General features: G+C 33.8%; 16 protein-coding genes and 1 riboswitch. Of the genes, 3 read left to right on the top strand and 13 right to left on the bottom strand.

Annotation, left to right across the window (positions count from 1 at the left end; translation table 11 throughout):
* Window positions 1-180: 180 nt before the first annotated feature.
* From LN736_RS15510 to LN736_RS15480, 7 genes are all read right to left on the bottom strand, one after another.
* Window positions 181-1,197: an ABC transporter substrate-binding protein gene (locus LN736_RS15510; protein WP_229981932.1), complete on the bottom strand. Its 1,017-nt coding sequence runs from the start codon at window positions 1,195-1,197 to the stop codon at window positions 181-183.
* Window positions 1,194-1,937, bottom strand: coding sequence for an ABC transporter permease (locus LN736_RS15505; protein ID WP_150355979.1), 744 nt, complete (start codon window positions 1,935-1,937; stop codon window positions 1,194-1,196). Before LN736_RS15505 ends, LN736_RS15510 begins: the two co-directional genes overlap by 4 nt.
* Window positions 1,934-2,689, bottom strand: coding sequence for an ABC transporter ATP-binding protein (locus LN736_RS15500; protein WP_179977617.1), 756 nt, complete (start codon window positions 2,687-2,689; stop codon window positions 1,934-1,936). The genes LN736_RS15505 and LN736_RS15500 overlap by 4 nt, the downstream gene beginning before the upstream one ends.
* A complete protein-coding gene (gene tenA / locus LN736_RS15495; RefSeq protein ID WP_150355977.1) occupies window positions 2,676-3,350 on the bottom strand; it encodes a thiaminase II in 675 nt (224 codons plus the stop codon). Before tenA ends, LN736_RS15500 begins: the two co-directional genes overlap by 14 nt.
* A gap of 89 nt (window positions 3,351-3,439) precedes the next feature.
* Window positions 3,440-3,551: riboswitch (TPP riboswitch) on the bottom strand.
* A gap of 80 nt (window positions 3,552-3,631) precedes the next feature.
* The gene (locus LN736_RS15490; RefSeq protein WP_150355976.1) at window positions 3,632-4,240 is read right to left on the bottom strand and encodes an ABC transporter ATP-binding protein; all 609 of its coding nucleotides are present in this window, start codon (window positions 4,238-4,240) and stop codon (window positions 3,632-3,634) included.
* Entirely contained in the window at window positions 4,237-4,992 is a 756-nt protein-coding gene (locus LN736_RS15485) for an ABC transporter permease (protein ID WP_150355975.1), read from the bottom strand. Before LN736_RS15485 ends, LN736_RS15490 begins: the two co-directional genes overlap by 4 nt.
* Window positions 4,955-5,953: an ABC transporter substrate-binding protein gene (locus tag LN736_RS15480; protein WP_229981931.1), complete on the bottom strand. Its 999-nt coding sequence runs from the start codon at window positions 5,951-5,953 to the stop codon at window positions 4,955-4,957. Before LN736_RS15480 ends, LN736_RS15485 begins: the two co-directional genes overlap by 38 nt.
* A gap of 466 nt (window positions 5,954-6,419) precedes the next feature.
* Between LN736_RS15480 and LN736_RS15475 the strand changes: the two genes are divergently transcribed.
* The 3 genes from LN736_RS15475 to LN736_RS15465 are packed head-to-tail and all read left to right on the top strand — an operon-like array spanning window position 6,420 to window position 9,809.
* Window positions 6,420-7,481, top strand: coding sequence for a sugar phosphate nucleotidyltransferase (locus tag LN736_RS15475; protein ID WP_229981930.1), 1,062 nt, complete (start codon window positions 6,420-6,422; stop codon window positions 7,479-7,481).
* 22 nt (window positions 7,482-7,503) lie between these two features.
* Window positions 7,504-8,664, top strand: a complete 1,161-nt coding sequence (locus LN736_RS15470; RefSeq protein WP_229981929.1) for a glycosyltransferase family 4 protein — start codon at window positions 7,504-7,506, stop codon at window positions 8,662-8,664.
* Between the two features lie 5 nt (window positions 8,665-8,669).
* Window positions 8,670-9,809 carry a glycosyltransferase gene (locus LN736_RS15465; protein WP_179977620.1) on the top strand — a complete coding sequence of 380 codons (1,140 nt, stop codon included), beginning with the start codon at window positions 8,670-8,672 and terminating at the stop codon, window positions 9,807-9,809.
* Between the two features lie 116 nt (window positions 9,810-9,925).
* On the opposite strand, the gene LN736_RS15460 is transcribed toward LN736_RS15465, so the two are convergent.
* From LN736_RS15460 to LN736_RS15435, 6 genes are all read right to left on the bottom strand, one after another.
* Entirely contained in the window at window positions 9,926-11,017 is a 1,092-nt protein-coding gene (locus tag LN736_RS15460; RefSeq protein WP_150355970.1) for a glycerol dehydrogenase, read from the bottom strand.
* 134 nt (window positions 11,018-11,151) lie between these two features.
* Window positions 11,152-12,165 (bottom strand): SPL family radical SAM protein, encoded by a 1,014-nt coding sequence (locus LN736_RS15455; protein ID WP_179977621.1) that lies wholly within the window; start codon window positions 12,163-12,165, stop codon window positions 11,152-11,154.
* Window positions 12,131-12,970: a hypothetical protein gene (locus LN736_RS15450; protein ID WP_229981928.1), complete on the bottom strand. Its 840-nt coding sequence runs from the start codon at window positions 12,968-12,970 to the stop codon at window positions 12,131-12,133. The genes LN736_RS15455 and LN736_RS15450 overlap by 35 nt, the downstream gene beginning before the upstream one ends.
* A 112-nt stretch (window positions 12,971-13,082) precedes the next feature.
* Complete coding sequence (locus LN736_RS15445; RefSeq protein ID WP_229981927.1) at window positions 13,083-15,104, bottom strand: methyl-accepting chemotaxis protein; 2,022 nt, start codon at window positions 15,102-15,104, stop codon at window positions 13,083-13,085.
* 181 nt (window positions 15,105-15,285) lie between these two features.
* Window positions 15,286-15,873, bottom strand: a complete 588-nt coding sequence (locus tag LN736_RS15440) for a serine/threonine protein kinase (RefSeq protein ID WP_150355966.1) — start codon at window positions 15,871-15,873, stop codon at window positions 15,286-15,288.
* A 126-nt stretch (window positions 15,874-15,999) separates the two neighbouring features.
* Window positions 16,000-17,451 (bottom strand): MDR family MFS transporter, encoded by a 1,452-nt coding sequence (locus LN736_RS15435; protein WP_229981926.1) that lies wholly within the window; start codon window positions 17,449-17,451, stop codon window positions 16,000-16,002.
* Between the last annotated feature and the right edge of the window lie 72 nt (window positions 17,452-17,523).

The following is a 17,523-nucleotide window of genomic DNA, read 5'->3' as shown; positions in this document are numbered from 1 at the left end:
AACATTCCTGACATACTATTTTACGATAATTACAATGAGCAAATATTATGCCAGCGTTCAAGCTTGTTACTAATTGGTATTTTAACCTTAAAAAAATTACAAAAAACTGATAAAAGGGTTAATAGGTACTTATTATTTAACCCTATTAACCCTTTATATATTAGATACTCCTCTTTCCCATCATTTATCATTTTCCAGAACATTCACATAAAAATCCTCAGCATTTACATCTTTTTTTAAAAGTCCCTGTTTTTTAAGCCAGTTTATATTGTTCTGCCATACGCCTTTATCCTGACTCAGAAAAGGCTCATTTTTTGATTCCATCTTAGGCAAAAGTATACTCAAACTTTTCTTTTCAACAGCTTCCTTAAGAGGAAAACTGCCTTTTTGTTGATTGTCCATGAGTATTTTCAGGGCCTCATCCGGATTATTTTTGGTATACTCAAATCCCTTCTGGGCGGCCTTCATAAATTTTTTAATGGTTTCAGGCTTTTCCTTTAGAGTTTTATCGCTGGTTACAAGTACTTCTTCATAATAATTTGGGACTCCATATTTGGAAGGATCAAAATAATTTACAGGATGATTTTCATTTTCCATCATGAGAACTTCATGATTTATAAGTCCACCTGTAGTGGCATCTACTTTTTTAGTTACCATGGATGACAGAAGATCAAATCCTACATCCACCATCTTAACAGTATCCGGATTTCCACCATCTTTTTTAACCATGGTCTTTACGTACTCGGTATTCAGCGGATTCCCTGAATAGCCCACGGTTTTTCCCTGAAGATCCTTAGGTGAATTTATATTATTTGACTTCAGTGCTATTATAACATTCAAAGGTGTATGTACTACCGCTCCAACAGATTTTACAGGTACTCCCTGGTTAGCTCTTGCAATTACAAGATCCGGCTGATAGTAAATCCCAAGTGTCGCCTTTCCTGCTGCTGGAAGAGTGAGTGGATCTGTAGGATCCGACGGAAATTTTATATTCACTTTAAGTCCTTCCTCTTTAAAATACCCTTTCTCAATAGCTGCATATATAAAACTGTGTATGGCGTTTGGATACCAGTCAAGCACCAAATCCACGTTTTCAAGCTGTCCATTGCCATTTTGTGATGATTTACTGCCGCACCCTGCTAAACCCACCAACATTAAGACTGACATTATAAAAGCTAAGATCTTTATTTTCCTCAAATTTCATTCCTCCCCTTTACTATTTTATTTTCGAGTATGCTTATAATTTTAACCATAATCAATGCGACTACAGACAATATTACAATAGGTGCAAAAACCCCAGCACCGTCCAGCTGTGTCATCATTCTCTTACTAAAATATCCAAGTCCTGCCTGGGCTCCCAGCCACTCACTTATGGCTGCACCTACCACACTCAATGGTACTGCTATCTTAAGGGCGGAAAAGAAGTAAGGAAGTGATGCTGGAAACTTCAATTTTATAAATATATCTCCTTTGCTGGCACCATAGGTAAACAGAAGTTCCTCCATATCCCTCCTAGTGGAACGAAGTCCGTCATATACATTTATGGTTATTGGGAAAAAAGTTATGAGTATGGTTACCAGCACTTTGCTCCATATGCCATATCCAAACCACAGCACAAATATAGGAGCAAGTGCAGTTATGGGCACTGTCTGCGTTACAATTACAATAGGATAAAGAGCTCTCTGTACTCTTTCACTTATATTCATAGCCGCAGCAAGAAGAACCCCAAATACTATGGATATTCCAAGCCCTTCAAAAGTCACAGCAAGGGTAGCCGGCAAATGTACCAAAAATAAGATGTCCTTCAGCTCCCATATTTTTTTCACAATTGCTGTAGGAGATGGGAGGATGTACATAGCATCTATATATCTGGCAATTGCTTCCCAGACTGCAAAAAACAACAGGCATATTATTATGGAGGATCTGTATTTTTTCACAACCTTATCCCCCTTTTAAGTTCTTCTATAAGCTGTGCCTTTATCCTCAAAATATCAGGATTGTCAAGCATATCTCTTGTTCTGGGATAGTTTAAATCAACCTTTATTTCCTTAAATTTTCTTATAGGACTTCCATCTGTTACAAATATTCTTGTAGACAAAAAAAGTGCTTCCTCCACATCATGAGTTATAAACAATACAGTCTTGTTTAATTTGGACCACTTATCCAAAAGCCATTCCTGCATAGAGAGTCTTGTTATTGCATCCAGTGCACTAAAGGGCTCATCCAAAAGGAGCAGTTCTGAGCCTGTAAGAAGAGTTCTTGTAAAGGCTACCCTCTGGCGCATACCTCCGGACAAATCCCTGGGATATTTATCTTTATATTTTTCCAGGCCGAAACTTTGCAGCATTTCTTCTGCCTCGTTCCTGACCCTTTTCATATCTCCACCTTTGATCTCAAGGGGCAGTGAAGAATTTTGAAGTATGGTTCTCCAGGGTATTAAAAGATCATTCTGAGGCATATATCCTATGTAGCCCTTTCCCAAAACGTTTATATTTCTGCCCTCTAAAAATATATCTCCTTCAAAAGGTCTCTCCAATTTGCAGATAAGCCTGAACACAGTGCTTTTTCCGCATCCGCTGGGACCCACTATACTTATGAACTCCCCTTTATCTACTCTGAAACTCAAACTTTTTATTATAAAATCCGGGTCTTCATCATATTTAAAGCTTATATTTTTAAATTCCAGCACAATTACATCCTCCTGTCATAGCCATATCCCAAAACATACTTTCATATTTACTGGTATTTATAAAAATTTCTTTCAATCTCTCAAATTTCTTTTCCGATATATCTGCAGTCAACTGATCAAACAGTTCAATCAGCCACCTCGTTTCCCTTTCGTAATCTTCTGAAGAGTACCCCCTTATCCACTGTCCATAAAATTTATCTTCCACGGCTCCCTCTATTTTACTCAGTCTTTTACCAATCAAAAGATAACTCCACATACAGGCTAGAAGGGAAGCTGTTAAATCCATCAGATCTCCCATCTGCGACACTGACAGCATGTAATTTGTATAGGAAATATTTTCAATGGCAGCTTCGGTATTCTCTATATTCTCTTTTCTTATGCCCAATCTTTTCATATAATTTCTATGTATATTCATCTCTCCATTCAATATATTGTCCACCATCTTCGAGAAACCCCGCATGATACTCTCATCTTGGGCTTTAACTATTCCAAGTGCATATACTTTTACATAATCCAGAAGATATATATAATCCTGAATCATGTAAAATTTGAATTTCTCCACATTCAAACTTCCATCTGCTATTCCCCTTATAAAAGGATGCTCGTAATAAGAATCCCATATAACCTTTACACTATCATATAATTTTATAGATGTTCTCATACAATCCCGCCTTTTCAATTCACAATGCACAATTATTCTCATAAAAAAGGTACAAACTTTTAAAAAAATGTTTGTACCTTTATCGACTAAATTATATTGCAACCTCTTCCTACGCTGGCATTGACCAGATCAGGTACAACTAGGGTCTAAGGATTCAATCCTCACTCTCAGCCGGTAACACCAGCACCCCTGGGATATATAAAACTATTTAATTTTATATATTGCACAGACACCAATTATATTACTACAATAATTGAAATTAATCAATATTTCCGTCGTATTTACTCTAGCGAATAAATTACATTACCTAGTTCTCTGGCTTCTTCTTTATCATGAGTCACCATTATAACTGTTCTTTTATTTTCCCTGTAAAGCAATAAAAACTTCTCTATTATGTCACCCTTTAACCTATTATCCAGGCCCTTAAAAGGTTCATCCATCAGGAGCAGATCACTTCTATAGGCAAAAGCTCTGGCAAGTGCAACTCTTCTCTTCATACCTCCACTTAATTCCCCGGGAAATTTATCTCTGCAATCTGACAGTTCCACCATATTTAAAAATTTATTTACAGTCGATTCTATTTCATCTCTATTCATTACAGATTTTAGTACAAAAGCCACATTTTCATATACTGTCAAATGGGAGATAAGCCTATCTTCCTGAAAAACATAAGACAATCTATCGCTTTTCAAATATACCTGTCCATCATAATCTTTTTCAATTCCACTTATAATATTTAAAAGAGTGGTTTTCCCACAGCCCGAGGGTCCAAATATAACTGTAATTTTGTCCTTTAAAAAGCTAAGATTTAAGTTTATAAACACAGGAAGTTTCCCATAGGATTTGTTCAAATTTTTAATTATAACTTCATATTTACCATCATCTTTCATATAAACGTCCTCTTTGATAAATAATACTTAAATATCTTTTCGAAAGCAAAACTCAGTATTACAACTACAATAGTCCAGGCAAACAGTTCAGGGGTCTCAAGTGTGTTCTTCGAATTCAAAAGATTCAATCCTATGGAGTAATTAGGTGTACTCAATACCTCTGATGCCACCGAAACTTTCCATCCAATTCCAAGACACATGAGTATACCTGATACAACATAATTTTTTATACTTGGAAGATATATATCTTTTAATAAGTATTTTTTCTTAACCCTATACACACTCGCCATTTGAATTAAATTTTTGTCCACCGACTTTATTCCCTGAATTACATTCGTATATACTATTGGAAAACATATTAAAATAGCTGTAAAAATAACTACATAGGATGAAGTAAACCAAATTAAAGCTATAATAATTATAGACATAACGGGAGTCGCTTTCATGGTAATTATAATGGGATCCAGAATTTCCTCTATAAATTTATTCAAACCTGCGGCTACTCCCAGCACAATGCCTACAATTATGGATATTAGGATTCCTGAAATCACCCTTATTATGCTATTAAAAACACTTTTCCAGAAATAAATTCCCTTCGCCAGAATAAAAAGTGTTTTTATAACTTCAAAAGGTGATGGCAAAATAAGGGGATTATTTATAAAAAGAGAGCAGAGCTCCCATATAAACAGCCAAAACAATAGTATGCATGATCTTCTAATTGTCCTTGTCTCCAATGTAATAGAAATTTTCATCTGGTACCTTTCCTCCAACAGATTTTGGATCACTGTCATATAAAACTTCATAAAACTTCTGAAGAATTTGTTTTCCATCTTTGGCATTTATAAATACTATATTGCTGCCTGGGATAGCCATTTCAGCCACTTTAGTTTTTGGTATTATGCCATATTTTTCAATAAGCTTTCCTGCCTCTTGCTTATTGGAATTTACAAAATTCACAGATTCCTTATATTTATTTAAAAAATTATCTAGATCTTTTCCCCTTTTATCTATAAAAGATTTTCTAAAGACAACAGTACCCATAGCCAGCTTACTCTGTCCATTGGAGGCCTTATCCCATTCCTTAGTAAGATTTATGGGGACTTGCAAACTACTGTCTTTCATCTTTGTAGTAGTTACAAAAGGCTCCGGAAGTACTGCCAAATTTACTTTTTTAGATGCCACTGCTGCCGCCAGATCGCTGTGATTCATCTTATAGTCAACAATTACGTCCTTCCCTGGTTCCAGACCGTTTTTTCTCAATATGTAGTTCAATATGAATTCAGGAGTAGCACCTTTATCACTTGAATAAATGGTTTTCCCTCTTAAATCCTCTATGCTCTTTACTGTACTGCCATTTTCAACAATATATAAGACACCTAAAGTATTTATTCCAACTAGTCTCACTGCACCTTTAGTTTTATTATATAAAATAGAAGCCAAGTTAGAAGGGACTGCTGCCCCGTCTATCTCTCCATTTATAAGTTTTGATGTTATCTGATCCGGTGAATCATATAAGGTTATGCTGTAATCCTGCTTATCTTCCATAAGTTTTGCCATTCCCATCCCGGTAGGGCCCTTCAAAGCCGCAATTTTAATTGCCTGTTTTTTAGGCTCAGATGAAGTACTGTCGGATCCATTGGAACAACCTGCTGCAAATAAAGTTGATACTATAAGTACTAATGCCATAATAAATACACTTATTTTCTTTTTCATAAAAATCCCCCTTAAACAATATAATTTTGTAAACATAGTTACTATTCTTTACTTTATTATAACATTATTTTTAAATTCCAATTACAGTGAAGTGCTAAAATTAAAAATAGAGAATTAAATAACCAGTAAAGGAAAAATTTGTTGTTGACATAATAATATTATTATATTACAATATGTTTATTAGCAATTCATGGCAGTAAATAGTGATAATATCGTGATGATTTGAAAAACTCTTAATTTCATAGCTGTAAATTCATATCTTAAACTGGTCTTTCTACTATATACAGAAGACTCAGCAATAGTTATAAATGCTACCTGAAGATACTATTCATGAATATTATATGCTTTCCATTAATATATACAATTATATGTGATAATTTAAATTTACTTGATAGATAACATTCTTTATAAAATAAGAGTGTTTATTCAATATAAGAAATTTAATTAACATAAGGGAGGAATCAACATGAAAGCATTACTTTTAGCTGGGGGTAAAGGTACCAGACTAAGACCTCTAACAAACAAGTTGCCAAAACCCATGGTTCCAATTATGGGAAAACCGCTTATAGAAAGGGTGATAACAAAGTTAAAGGAAGCTGGAGTAACTGAAGTAGTCCTGAGTACGTGCTACAAATCAAATTACATTAAAAATTATTTGGATAATGGTTCAAAATTAGGAATAAAAATAGATTATGTATCTGAGGATATTCCCCTGGGCACAGGCGGTGCCATAAAAAATTCCGAAAAATTTTTTGACGATACTTTTATAGTTTTAAATTCTGATATAGTAAATAACATATCCTACAGAGAGCTTGTACGATATCATAAAAAAAAGAAAGCCTCAGTTTCCATAGCTATGACAAAGGTTAAAGATCCTTCTCAATATGGAGTAATAGAATTTGATAAAAATAATTATATAAATGCTTTTAAAGAAAAACCTAAAGAAGGGGAAACAGATTCAAAATGGATAAATGCTGGAGTCTATGTATTTGAACCAGATGTCTTTAAAGAAATTCCAAAAAACAAAGTGGTTTCTGTAGAAAAGGACGTTTATCCTCTATTACTTAAAAAACATTACAAAATGGCTGCTTATAAATACAACGACTATTGGATTGACATTGGAACTTTGAAGAAATATATACAGGCACATATAGATATACTTCACAGCAGCTGTGAAAAATTTATAAAAAACAATAATATTTCAGATATAAAGAACATAATCTTTAAAAGTAAAAATGTAAAAATACATCCAAATGCAAAAATAATAGGACCGGTGTTTATTGGCAATAATTCTATTATAGACTCCAATGCCCAAATAGGCCCTTACACCGTTATAGGAAACAATTGTCTAATAGACCAAATGAGCACCATAAGTAGAAGTATACTTTGGGATAGAATAAAAATAAACGAGAATGTAAATATAACAAATTCTGTAATAGGCTCAGATTGCATTATAGACAAATATTGTAACCTTCTCAATACAGCCTATGTTTCAAAGGATTATGATAATAATCTGCTTGCTATATAAGAAAACTAAAGAGGTGATACCATTGGATAAAAACATAATTTTTTTAAGTACTTATCCACCCAGGGCATGTGGAATAGCTACTTTTACTGCTGATTTAATTAAAAATCTGGGAGATGCATTTCCCTCTAACAATTATAAAATAGCTGCTGTCAATGACGAAAATTATAAATATGGGAATGACATATGGTTTACTGTAAATCAATTTGATAGAAAAACCTATATACATCTTGCAAATTTGATAAATAATTCCGATACGAATCTAGTTGTAATAGAACACGAGTATGGAATATACGGTGGAGACTGCGGGGAGTATTTACTGGATTTTATTAGGGGCTTAAAAATTCCTTTCATAACAACTTTTCACACCATACTGTCAAATCCAAATGAAAAGCAGAGGGAAATACTTAAAATACTGGGCGGTAAAAGCAAAAAAATTATTACCATGGGAGAAAATTCCATAAAAATTTTAAATCAAGTATATGATATACCGGAAAATAAAATCATAGTAATACCCCATGGAGTACCGGATATTACTGTAGAAAATAAAGATGTTTTAAAGAGGAGTTTGGGGTATGATGGCAGAAATATCATAAGTACTTTTGGGCTCTTAAGCTCCGGAAAAGGTATAGAATACGGCATAGAAGCTATAAATCAAGTGGTTAAAACCCATCCTGAAGTGCTTTATCTAATACTTGGTCAGACTCATCCTTGTGTAAAAAAAGTTGAGGGAGAAGCTTATAGAAACAAGCTGCAGAATTTAGTTTCAAAATTTCATATAGAGAACAACGTAAAATTTGTTAACAAATATCTTACCAAGAGAGAAATAGTACAGTATTTAACTTTATCAGACATATATATGACACCATATTTGGCAAGTGAGCAGGCCGTAAGTGGTACACTGGCCTATGCTGCTGGATATGGAAAAGTAATAGTATCCACTCCCTATAGATATGCAGAGGAAATGTTAAATGACAATAGGGGAATACTTGCAAAATTCAAGAATTCAACTTCCCTAGCCCAGGCTATAACATATTTACTAGACAATCCAACAGTCATGAGAAACATGGAAAAAAATATGTCTAACTTAGGTAAAAAAATGAAATGGCCCTATGTTGCAAAACAATATGAAAATTTATTTTTAAATACAATTAAAGCTAGTAAAATTACAAAACAGGTGGTGTAAATTACATGCGTATTTTTGAGGAGGAACATTCAATACCTATTTTTATAATGACTGATGATACTGGAATTATTCAGCACAGTGTATTTTCAGCGCCAGATCCAAATTCCGGTTATACTACAGATGACAACTCGAGAGCTTTAATTGCGGCTGTAATGCTCTATGAAAAATTCAAAAGTAAAAAATATTTAAAATTAATCTTCACATATACTTCCTTTTTATTATATGCTCAAAACAAAAAAGGAACTTTTAAAAATTTCATGGATTATAATAGAAACTTCATGGAAGAAGAAGGATCTGAAGACTGCTTTGGAAGATGTTTGTGGGCACTGGGATATACCTTTAAATCAAAAGGTGTACCAGAATCCATAAAATCTGCAATTTTAACTATGATATATAGGGCGATTCCCAATATATCTTCATTAACTCACATGAGAGGAAAAGTTTATTCCCTGCTGGGACTAAATCTTATTTACAAAGCTCTTCTGGAGAAAAAACACTCTTCAATAAGTAACGAGCTTCTAGATAAGTATTTGAATGGCATTGAAATTGTAGAGGTCAACAATACCCCAATAAGAAGCACGGACGATCTAATTGATATTTTAAAAAACGAGATAGTAGAAATATGTCAATACCTTATGGATAATTTTCAAACTCATTCTGAAAATTCCTGGCATTGGTTCGAGAATAGCTTAACTTACGGAAACGCCATACTTCCCTTGAGTTTATTAAAAAGCGGAAGCACTTTAAATAACAAGAGCTATTTGGATACAGCAATTGAGTCTTTAAATTTTTTAGAAAAACTCTGTTTTGCAAAAGATTATTTCAAACCTATTGGCAGCAATACCTGGTTTAAAAAGGGAGATGCAACTCCCTCCGAATTTGACGAACAGCCGCTAGAGGCATGTGGAACATGTATCATGTATACAGAAGCCTATAACATATTCAAAGATCAAAAATATCTGGATAAAGCCTATGCCTGCTATGAATGGTTTCTTGGAAAAAACTCAAGCGGCAAAACTCTGGTAGATGAATTCACTCATGGAAGCTATGATGGAATAATGAAGAACCATGTAAATTTAAATGAAGGTGCTGAAAGCGTGCTTGCAAAAATAATAACTGAACTCACTCTGGACATTTTGCAGTAATAAGCATTTATTTGTAGTTAATTGACAACATAATCTACAAACAAATAACCGCCAGCTTTTGATTTAAAGTATGATCAGAAGCTGGCGGTTATTTGTTATACAATGGCTGTCATTATCTACTTATACACCTTTCCGAGCTCATCAGCAGTAAGTATTGCCGAATAGACATCTTCTTTTGTAACTTCAAATGGCATATTTCCCATAGTATCATTCTTATCGCAGGAAATCTCCGCCACTTTCATTATATCCTCCTCATTTATTTCATTGATTCCCAGATCCGCCAAAGTAATTGGAAGCCCGACTTCAACACAGAAATCCATTACCTCTTCTATTTCTTCCATAGGGCTATTTTCTAAAACCAGTTGGACTAAAGTACCAAAGGCAACTTTTTCTCCATGGTATAGACTATGACACTCTTTGATTGCTGTAAATCCATTGTGAATAGCATGGGCAGCTGCCAAGCCGCTGCTTTCAAATCCAACTCCACTCAAATAAGTGTTTGCCTCAATTATGTTTTCCAGTGCCTTTGTAGGTACTTTATTTATAACAGATAATTTAGCTTTAAGTCCATCTTCCAATAATGTATCATAACACAACCTCGAAAGTGCAAAAGCAGCCTTTGTAGCTTTACCCCCTGCCATAGTAACCGCTCCTGATCTAACGCAGGCTCTGGCTTCAAAATAAGTTGCCATAGCATCCCCCATTCCTGAAACAAGAAGCCTCACTGGGGCTTTTGCCACTATTGATGAATCTACGAGTACCATATCTGGATTTTTGGGAAGTACTAGGTATTCACTAAATACACCTTCATCTGTATATATCACAGAAAGCGCACTGCAAGGTGCATCAGTAGCTGCTATAGTTGGAACTATTACAACTGGAGTGCCTGAATAATAAGCCACTGCCTTTGCAGTGTCAAATATCTTACCCCCGCCTATTCCAACTACAACATTGCTGTTATTCTGTTTTAATTTTCCCTGTAGTCTGTCTATCTCATTCTTAGAACACTCTCCATTAAAAGCTTCAAAATACAGCGAACAGTTTTTTCCTTTAAAGCTCTCCTCTATTTTCTCTTTCGTTCTCTTGATTCCATTTTCACTGGCTATTATAAAAAAGTTATCTCCAAGTTCCTTAACATAGCTAGCTATTCTATTGAGTTCTCCATTTCCCTGTATATATTTCCCTGTGGAAATGATAATTCTTGACATTTTTAATCACCCCTTTGATTACGGTTATTTTTAACAATCTATATATATTATATACCAAAATATATTTTTATAAAATACAGAAATTTTTGACTTTTTCATTTCAATGGATGAATACAAGATCTCAAGACTGCCTGCTATTGCACAAATATTTTATTCCTATCGACATAATTCGAAACTATGCTGTATACAAAATTCGTCATTTTCCTATGATGCATCTCTGAATAAGTACACACACCATCCTGTATCTCAAAAGGATAGGCCAGCAAAAGAGATCTGGGATTCAACCTTACCATATTTTTAAAATAATTTTTTGAAACCCTGAAAACCCCTATACTCACATCCTGTATTTTATTTGCCGGAATAACCCTAAAGGTCTCTTCTATACACTTTTTATAATATTTATCCCAATTTTCAACATACAATATGGGGTCAAAACATATTCTAACTCTCCACCCATTATCCAGCGCATTCTTAGCGGATTTCAACCTTGAATCTAAGTCTGGAGTACCTGCCTCATAGTTCCGAACAATTTCATTAGGCGAAATTGTCCATGCAAGTATCACATTATCCATGGGCTTAATATTTTCTATACTTTTAAAATTAGAGCTTTTAGTTCTAACTTCTATTTTTAAATTATCATTTTCCCCAACAAATTTCATCCATTTTTTCAAAAATCCTGTTATGCCTTCAAGAGCCATCATATCCGTATCATAGGATATACATATATATGCAGGATGTTTCTTTAAAATACAGCTTATCTGATAGAAAACATCCTCTATATTCACAAATACAACTATATTGGCCGAAGAATACATGCCCTGAAGGTAGCAGTATTCACAATTATACACACAATTCATTATGGATGATGTATAATAAAAATATTTGTTTCCAAAATCATCACAGACTTTAGCACCTTCATAAATTAAATTTCCATCATTATATGCCAATATCAATTTAGCAGACCTTTTCTGCACTGAAAAAGTTTGGTTGTGTCTGCAGAAAACATCTTTATAATGCTTTATCCTTATTATCTTTGAATTTTTTAGCTTTGAAAGAATGATTTTAGTATTTTCATGCTGAAGAACTCTATCTTCTACATAAATATGAGAAAACTTAGATAAATTTAAGTTGTTCTTCCAATTTGTCAAAATATATCTTCCTCTCTCCTTTGTTTTTACAGTAAATCTGGGTAAAAGGCTCAAGGGCAAGTAATAAATTATCATTTCTTATTTTATAGGATTTTGCCAATTTTTTAAGTTTCTGCTGCATAGACACCGACAAATTGAAATTACATGCAATTTCATTTATATAATTCATGTCGTTTTCATCCAATACATCGCTGGGCTCTGCACACCCACAGGCAATATCAAGTATCCAGCTGCAAATTTTCTCTAAATTTTCTTCAATCAAACCACTTGTTTTTTTTGACTCCGGTTCACTGTCTCCTAATTGTCCAGACACTATTTTCAAACAATAAATCCTATGAGGTGGCAGAAATATAGATACAGATTGAAAAAAAGCAGCTCCTTCTCCTTCTATATCTGCAATATCCCCTTTTAATTCCTCAAACCGCTCATTATTTAAAATTCCAGAACAGCTTTCCAGGCATCCTTCCTCAAAAGGGTGCCTAAATATCATATCAGGATAAAAATCTCTATTGGTGCCACTGTCCACTATCTTATTGCAAAGCACTGTGGCGCCTGTTTTTAAGTTCTTATTTTTACTTGCACACAGTCCTATATTTATAAAAGTATCATACTCAGTTATATCAAACTTGCCCGCAATATAAGCACAGGCACTGGCTATATTTAAAGCACCTCTTTTACTTATTATAACTGCAATTTCATCATTTTTAAAAACCTGAAATTTTTTTATAACATTATATTTTTTTAGAGAAAATTTCTTTATGAATGGCTCTGCCTCACAGTACAATGTTGTTGATATAAAAATCAAGATTCTTTCCTCCGATCTTTTATATTTGAGAATATGAGTTCTACAATATATGATAAAAAAGAACCCCAATAAATTCAAGGTTCTTTTTTACAAAATAAGCTAATTTAATTATTTATATTTTAAACTTATTTGTCTCTTCACTCAATTTATCTACAATATCATTAAGCTCGGATGCATATTTATCTACATTTTCCGAAGATGCATACATCTCCTCTGAAGAGGCAGATATTTCCTGTGAAGAGGCAGACGTTTCCTCAGAAACCGCAGTTACGGATTCAACTTTACTCAAAACGTCATCTTTTGATTTGACAGTTGCTTTCAAGGAATTATAAGTGTTTTCCAGAAGAGGCCTTATGTTCCCAACTGCATCCGATATTTTTTCAAAAGAGTTCTTAGCTACTTTTGCCGTACCCTCCTGATTTTCAACAAGGCCCTTTACCTTATCTGAAGTCGAAATTACATCTTTTGTTTCACTGCTTATGGACTGTATGATATGTTGTATCTGCTCCGTGGATTCCTTGGATTTCTCTGCCAGTTGTCTTACTTCTTCTGCCACTACTGCAAACCCTTTTCCCGCTTCTCCTGCTCTTGCAGCTTCTATCGCTGCATTTAATGCCAGCAAATTGGTCTGATCCAGTATTCCATTTATTACATCCGTTATACTTCCAACTTTTGATACACTGCTTCCGAGTCCATTTATCTTCTCAGAAACCACTCCAAAGGATTCTCTTACATCATTTATCGATTCTAGAAGACGATCTATCTGCTGCCTTCCTTCTCCCACTGCAGCATCAGCTGTATTTGAGCTCTCCTTAACCTCTGAAAGTTTACCATATATGTTCTGCAGCTCATCTGCCAGCCCTGCCATGCTGTTTGATATGCCTACCAAATCGTTTGCCTGCTGGGTAGTGCCTTTGGTTACCTCCTGTACTGCACTCGCTACATCATTTGCAGCCCCGGTCATCTGACCAGCATTTGTCTTCAGATCCGAAGACATTGAACTTACCTTCAGTGAATTATTCTTTATAGTTCCAATGGTATTTTTAAGACTTTCACTCATATTCTTAAAGCTATCTGCCAGTATTCCAATTTCATCATGGCTGTCCACTTTTATTTTAACATCCAAATCTCCCTCTGATATCTTTTTAGATACACCAACTAACTCCTCCAATGGTTTTGTTATGCTTCCGGATATTTTAATCAATATAAACGCACAGATAGCAAAAGCTATAATGGATAACACTGCAATTATTCCAATGATGTTATAAACAGCTTTATTGGCATTTTCCATTGAAATGCCTACATCTATGGCGCCAACTGTTTTTCCATCGACTTTTACAGGGTATATCACATCGTATACAGAAACTTGATTTTTATATTTAAATTTAGATGAGTAAGGCTTTCCATCTACTGCAGCAGTCTTGCTCCCTACGTTGTTTAGCTTGATTCCTATTCTGCTTTTATCCGTATGAGCTACTACCTTTAAATTATTGTCCATATAAAGTGCATATACTATGGATTCATCCTTGCCCAACATATTCACTATATTTTGCGGCTGCATTTCAGATGTTAAACTCTGTACTTTATTTGCCAGCACTCCTATCTGAATAATTCCACCATCTGCATTTTTTATAGCCCCATATTTATAATAATTGTCACCCTTAGTACTCTTCCTCATATCCTCCATGACAACATTCTGTCCACCCTTTAATATTTTATAAGAAGCATCTCCATCTTTATACACATAGCCCAAACTGGCAGGTAGATTTGAATATATTATTTTCCCCTTCGGATCTGTTACATTTATCTCATCTACTTGAAACTCTTTTGCCAGGACAGTTAAATAATTATTATTTATTTTATCTCTATTGTCTTTTATAAATCCTGCCAAAGTACTTATCCTGGTCTCTATAGAACTATTTAACGTTTCTACAGCATCTGCGTTACTGGTCATGCTGCTTGATATATGATTAGTAATCATTACCCCGTCAGTTTCCAACTGCGACATGACTTTACTTCTGGCTATCCATATCGATATAGATGCTATTAATACAATAACTACAGCTATTATAATCATAGGTGCAGACAAAATTTTGAATTTCAGATGAGTTCTTTGCTCATTATTATTTTCCATAACTGTTTACCCTCCTCTTTTGTATGTTATTATACATATGTGGAAAATTTTTGAATAAATTAGTCCTATTACAAGGTCTTTTTTGATACTTTTTTTATACTATTAAATAAATAATTAAATTGACAAAATATCCATGCTAATTATAGCATATTTTATAATAAAATCCAATTTATTCTTCTATCTATTTTATCCCTCTTCTTAAGTATCTCCGTATCTTGAAATTCCATTTTCCATAATCCTCACTGTACTCTTTCTTTACAATCTCTAGAAAATTATCAAGTACTCCCAATTTGCTCAATCCCTTCATAAGATGTCGAGGATAATCGCAATTCTTGGAATAATTATTTTTTGGATCTATCACTTTTATAGAAAAATCATCATCTAAATATAAATCCTTGCATCTTATATCCAATTTGGTGAATCCTAATTTTTTAAATTCTTTTATGAGCTGAATTATATTTACTGCTATCTCCTTATTCAATCCATTCTGCTTAATATAATAATCAAGCCTTTCTCCACTTATATAACTTCTCACAATATAGTAATCCCCGTGAAAATATACTTCAGGAAAATACTTGCTTTTACTTGTTTTTTTCAATATATCATACTCATTTTTACACACATATTTATTTCTAAATATTTTAATGACTTTATTATCTTCAAGTAAATAAACTATACCATTATGACCACAGCCAAGAAAATTTGCACCTCTTAGCATATTTTCAGCTATTTCATCCAGTTCAATATAGTAACCATCTCTTTTGCCCATAAACAAACCTTTCTATAATTGCTATTATTATATTGTATGAACCTAAGTGCAATAATTTGATAATAACTTAAATAAAAAGCCAGAAAGTAAAGATCTTTCCGGCTTCATTTTATTAGATTCAAATTTTTAATCACATTTTTTAAAATCCTTCGGTAAAAATAAAGAAAGAAGTAAAGATACCACGTTTAATACAATAACACCTATAAAGACTACGTAAAGACTTGAATTCAAAGATTCCTTTACAAGCTGTAAAGGCACTTTAATATGGACAGCTGCATTGGAATACAAGTTGTTTGAATCTATCCCCGAAATGCCCATATTGTTAAAATACCTCAGTATATTCAAATTAAATATGCTTCCAAATACACTTATTCCTATAGTTTGACCTAAATTACGCAAAAGTGAGTTGGATGCAGTGGCAGCACCTCTCATAAAATAACCCACAGAAGATTGTACTACTATAGTGAGTGTAGTAAAATTTCCACCAAAACCAAACCCTAGAACAGATACACACAGCATGACTAAAAATAGAGAGGAATCAATATTAAATCCAGGCATCAGTACACTGCCCACAAGTACTATAATTGAACATATCAAAATAATATATCTTTCTCTATATTTTTCTATACATTTCGCCAAAAATATTGAAGATAAAAGCCATGTAAACGACATAGGCGACATACAGAGTCCCGAGATAGTTGCTCCAAATCCCAGTACATTTTGAATGTACAAGGGTACATAAACATCAATTGCCATTAATGAAGCAGATTCCAAAAAACTTATAATATTTGCAATAATATTGAGTCTTGTAAATATTTCAAAGGGAACAATGGGTTCTTCTGATTTTTTCTCCTTAAAATAGAAAAGAATTAAAAAAATCAAAGACAATACTATGCATATCACAGATAAAATTATATTTTCGTTCTTACCATCTCCTCCTGCTAAAAATCCATATAAAAGGAGTACAATGGCAGCTGTCAAAATTACAGCGCCGAGATAATCAATTTTTCTCTTTCTCTTTTCAAAATTCTCCTGAAGATTTTTTTGAATAAGAGCTATGGATACTACACCAAATGGTATATTTATAAAAAATATCCAGTGCCAGGATAAAGTATCTATTAAAAATCCTCCAAAAAAAGGACCTATCAAACTAGCTATACCCCATACCGTACTCAGCCACCCTTGAACCTTTGCCCTTTCCGAAATTGAAAATACATCTCCCACTATGGTATATGTAATCGTAAATATGGAACCTGCTCCAATTCCCTGCAGAGCTCTAAACATTATAAGTGAATATATATTCTGAGAAAGTCCACATAAAAAACTTCCAACTAAAAATATTGCTATTCCAGCTGTCAAGGTATTTTTTCTACCATACAGATCCGCCAGCTTACCATATATAGGAGTTGTTACAGCAGAGGTAAGCAGATAGCTGGAAAACACCCAGCTTATGAGCGCAAATCCGTTTAAATCTTCTATTATGGTGGGAACAGCAATAGTTACCACAGTCCCTTCTACAGCTGCAAGAAACATGGCCACCATTGTTGCAATAATTATATTTCTCTTCATTGATTCCATATTAAATCCTACTTTCTTTAATCAAGTAATTCCTAGGTTTAGATGGAGTTTGCTAATTCGGATAAAAAAACT

The organism is Clostridium aromativorans, assembly GCF_020908015.1.
In the GTDB taxonomy this organism is placed as follows: Bacteria; Bacillota; Clostridia; order Clostridiales; family Clostridiaceae; genus Clostridium_B; species Clostridium_B aromativorans.
The sequence above is the reverse complement of the archived record's forward strand: the minus strand, read 5'-3'. Positions and strand labels throughout refer to the sequence as shown.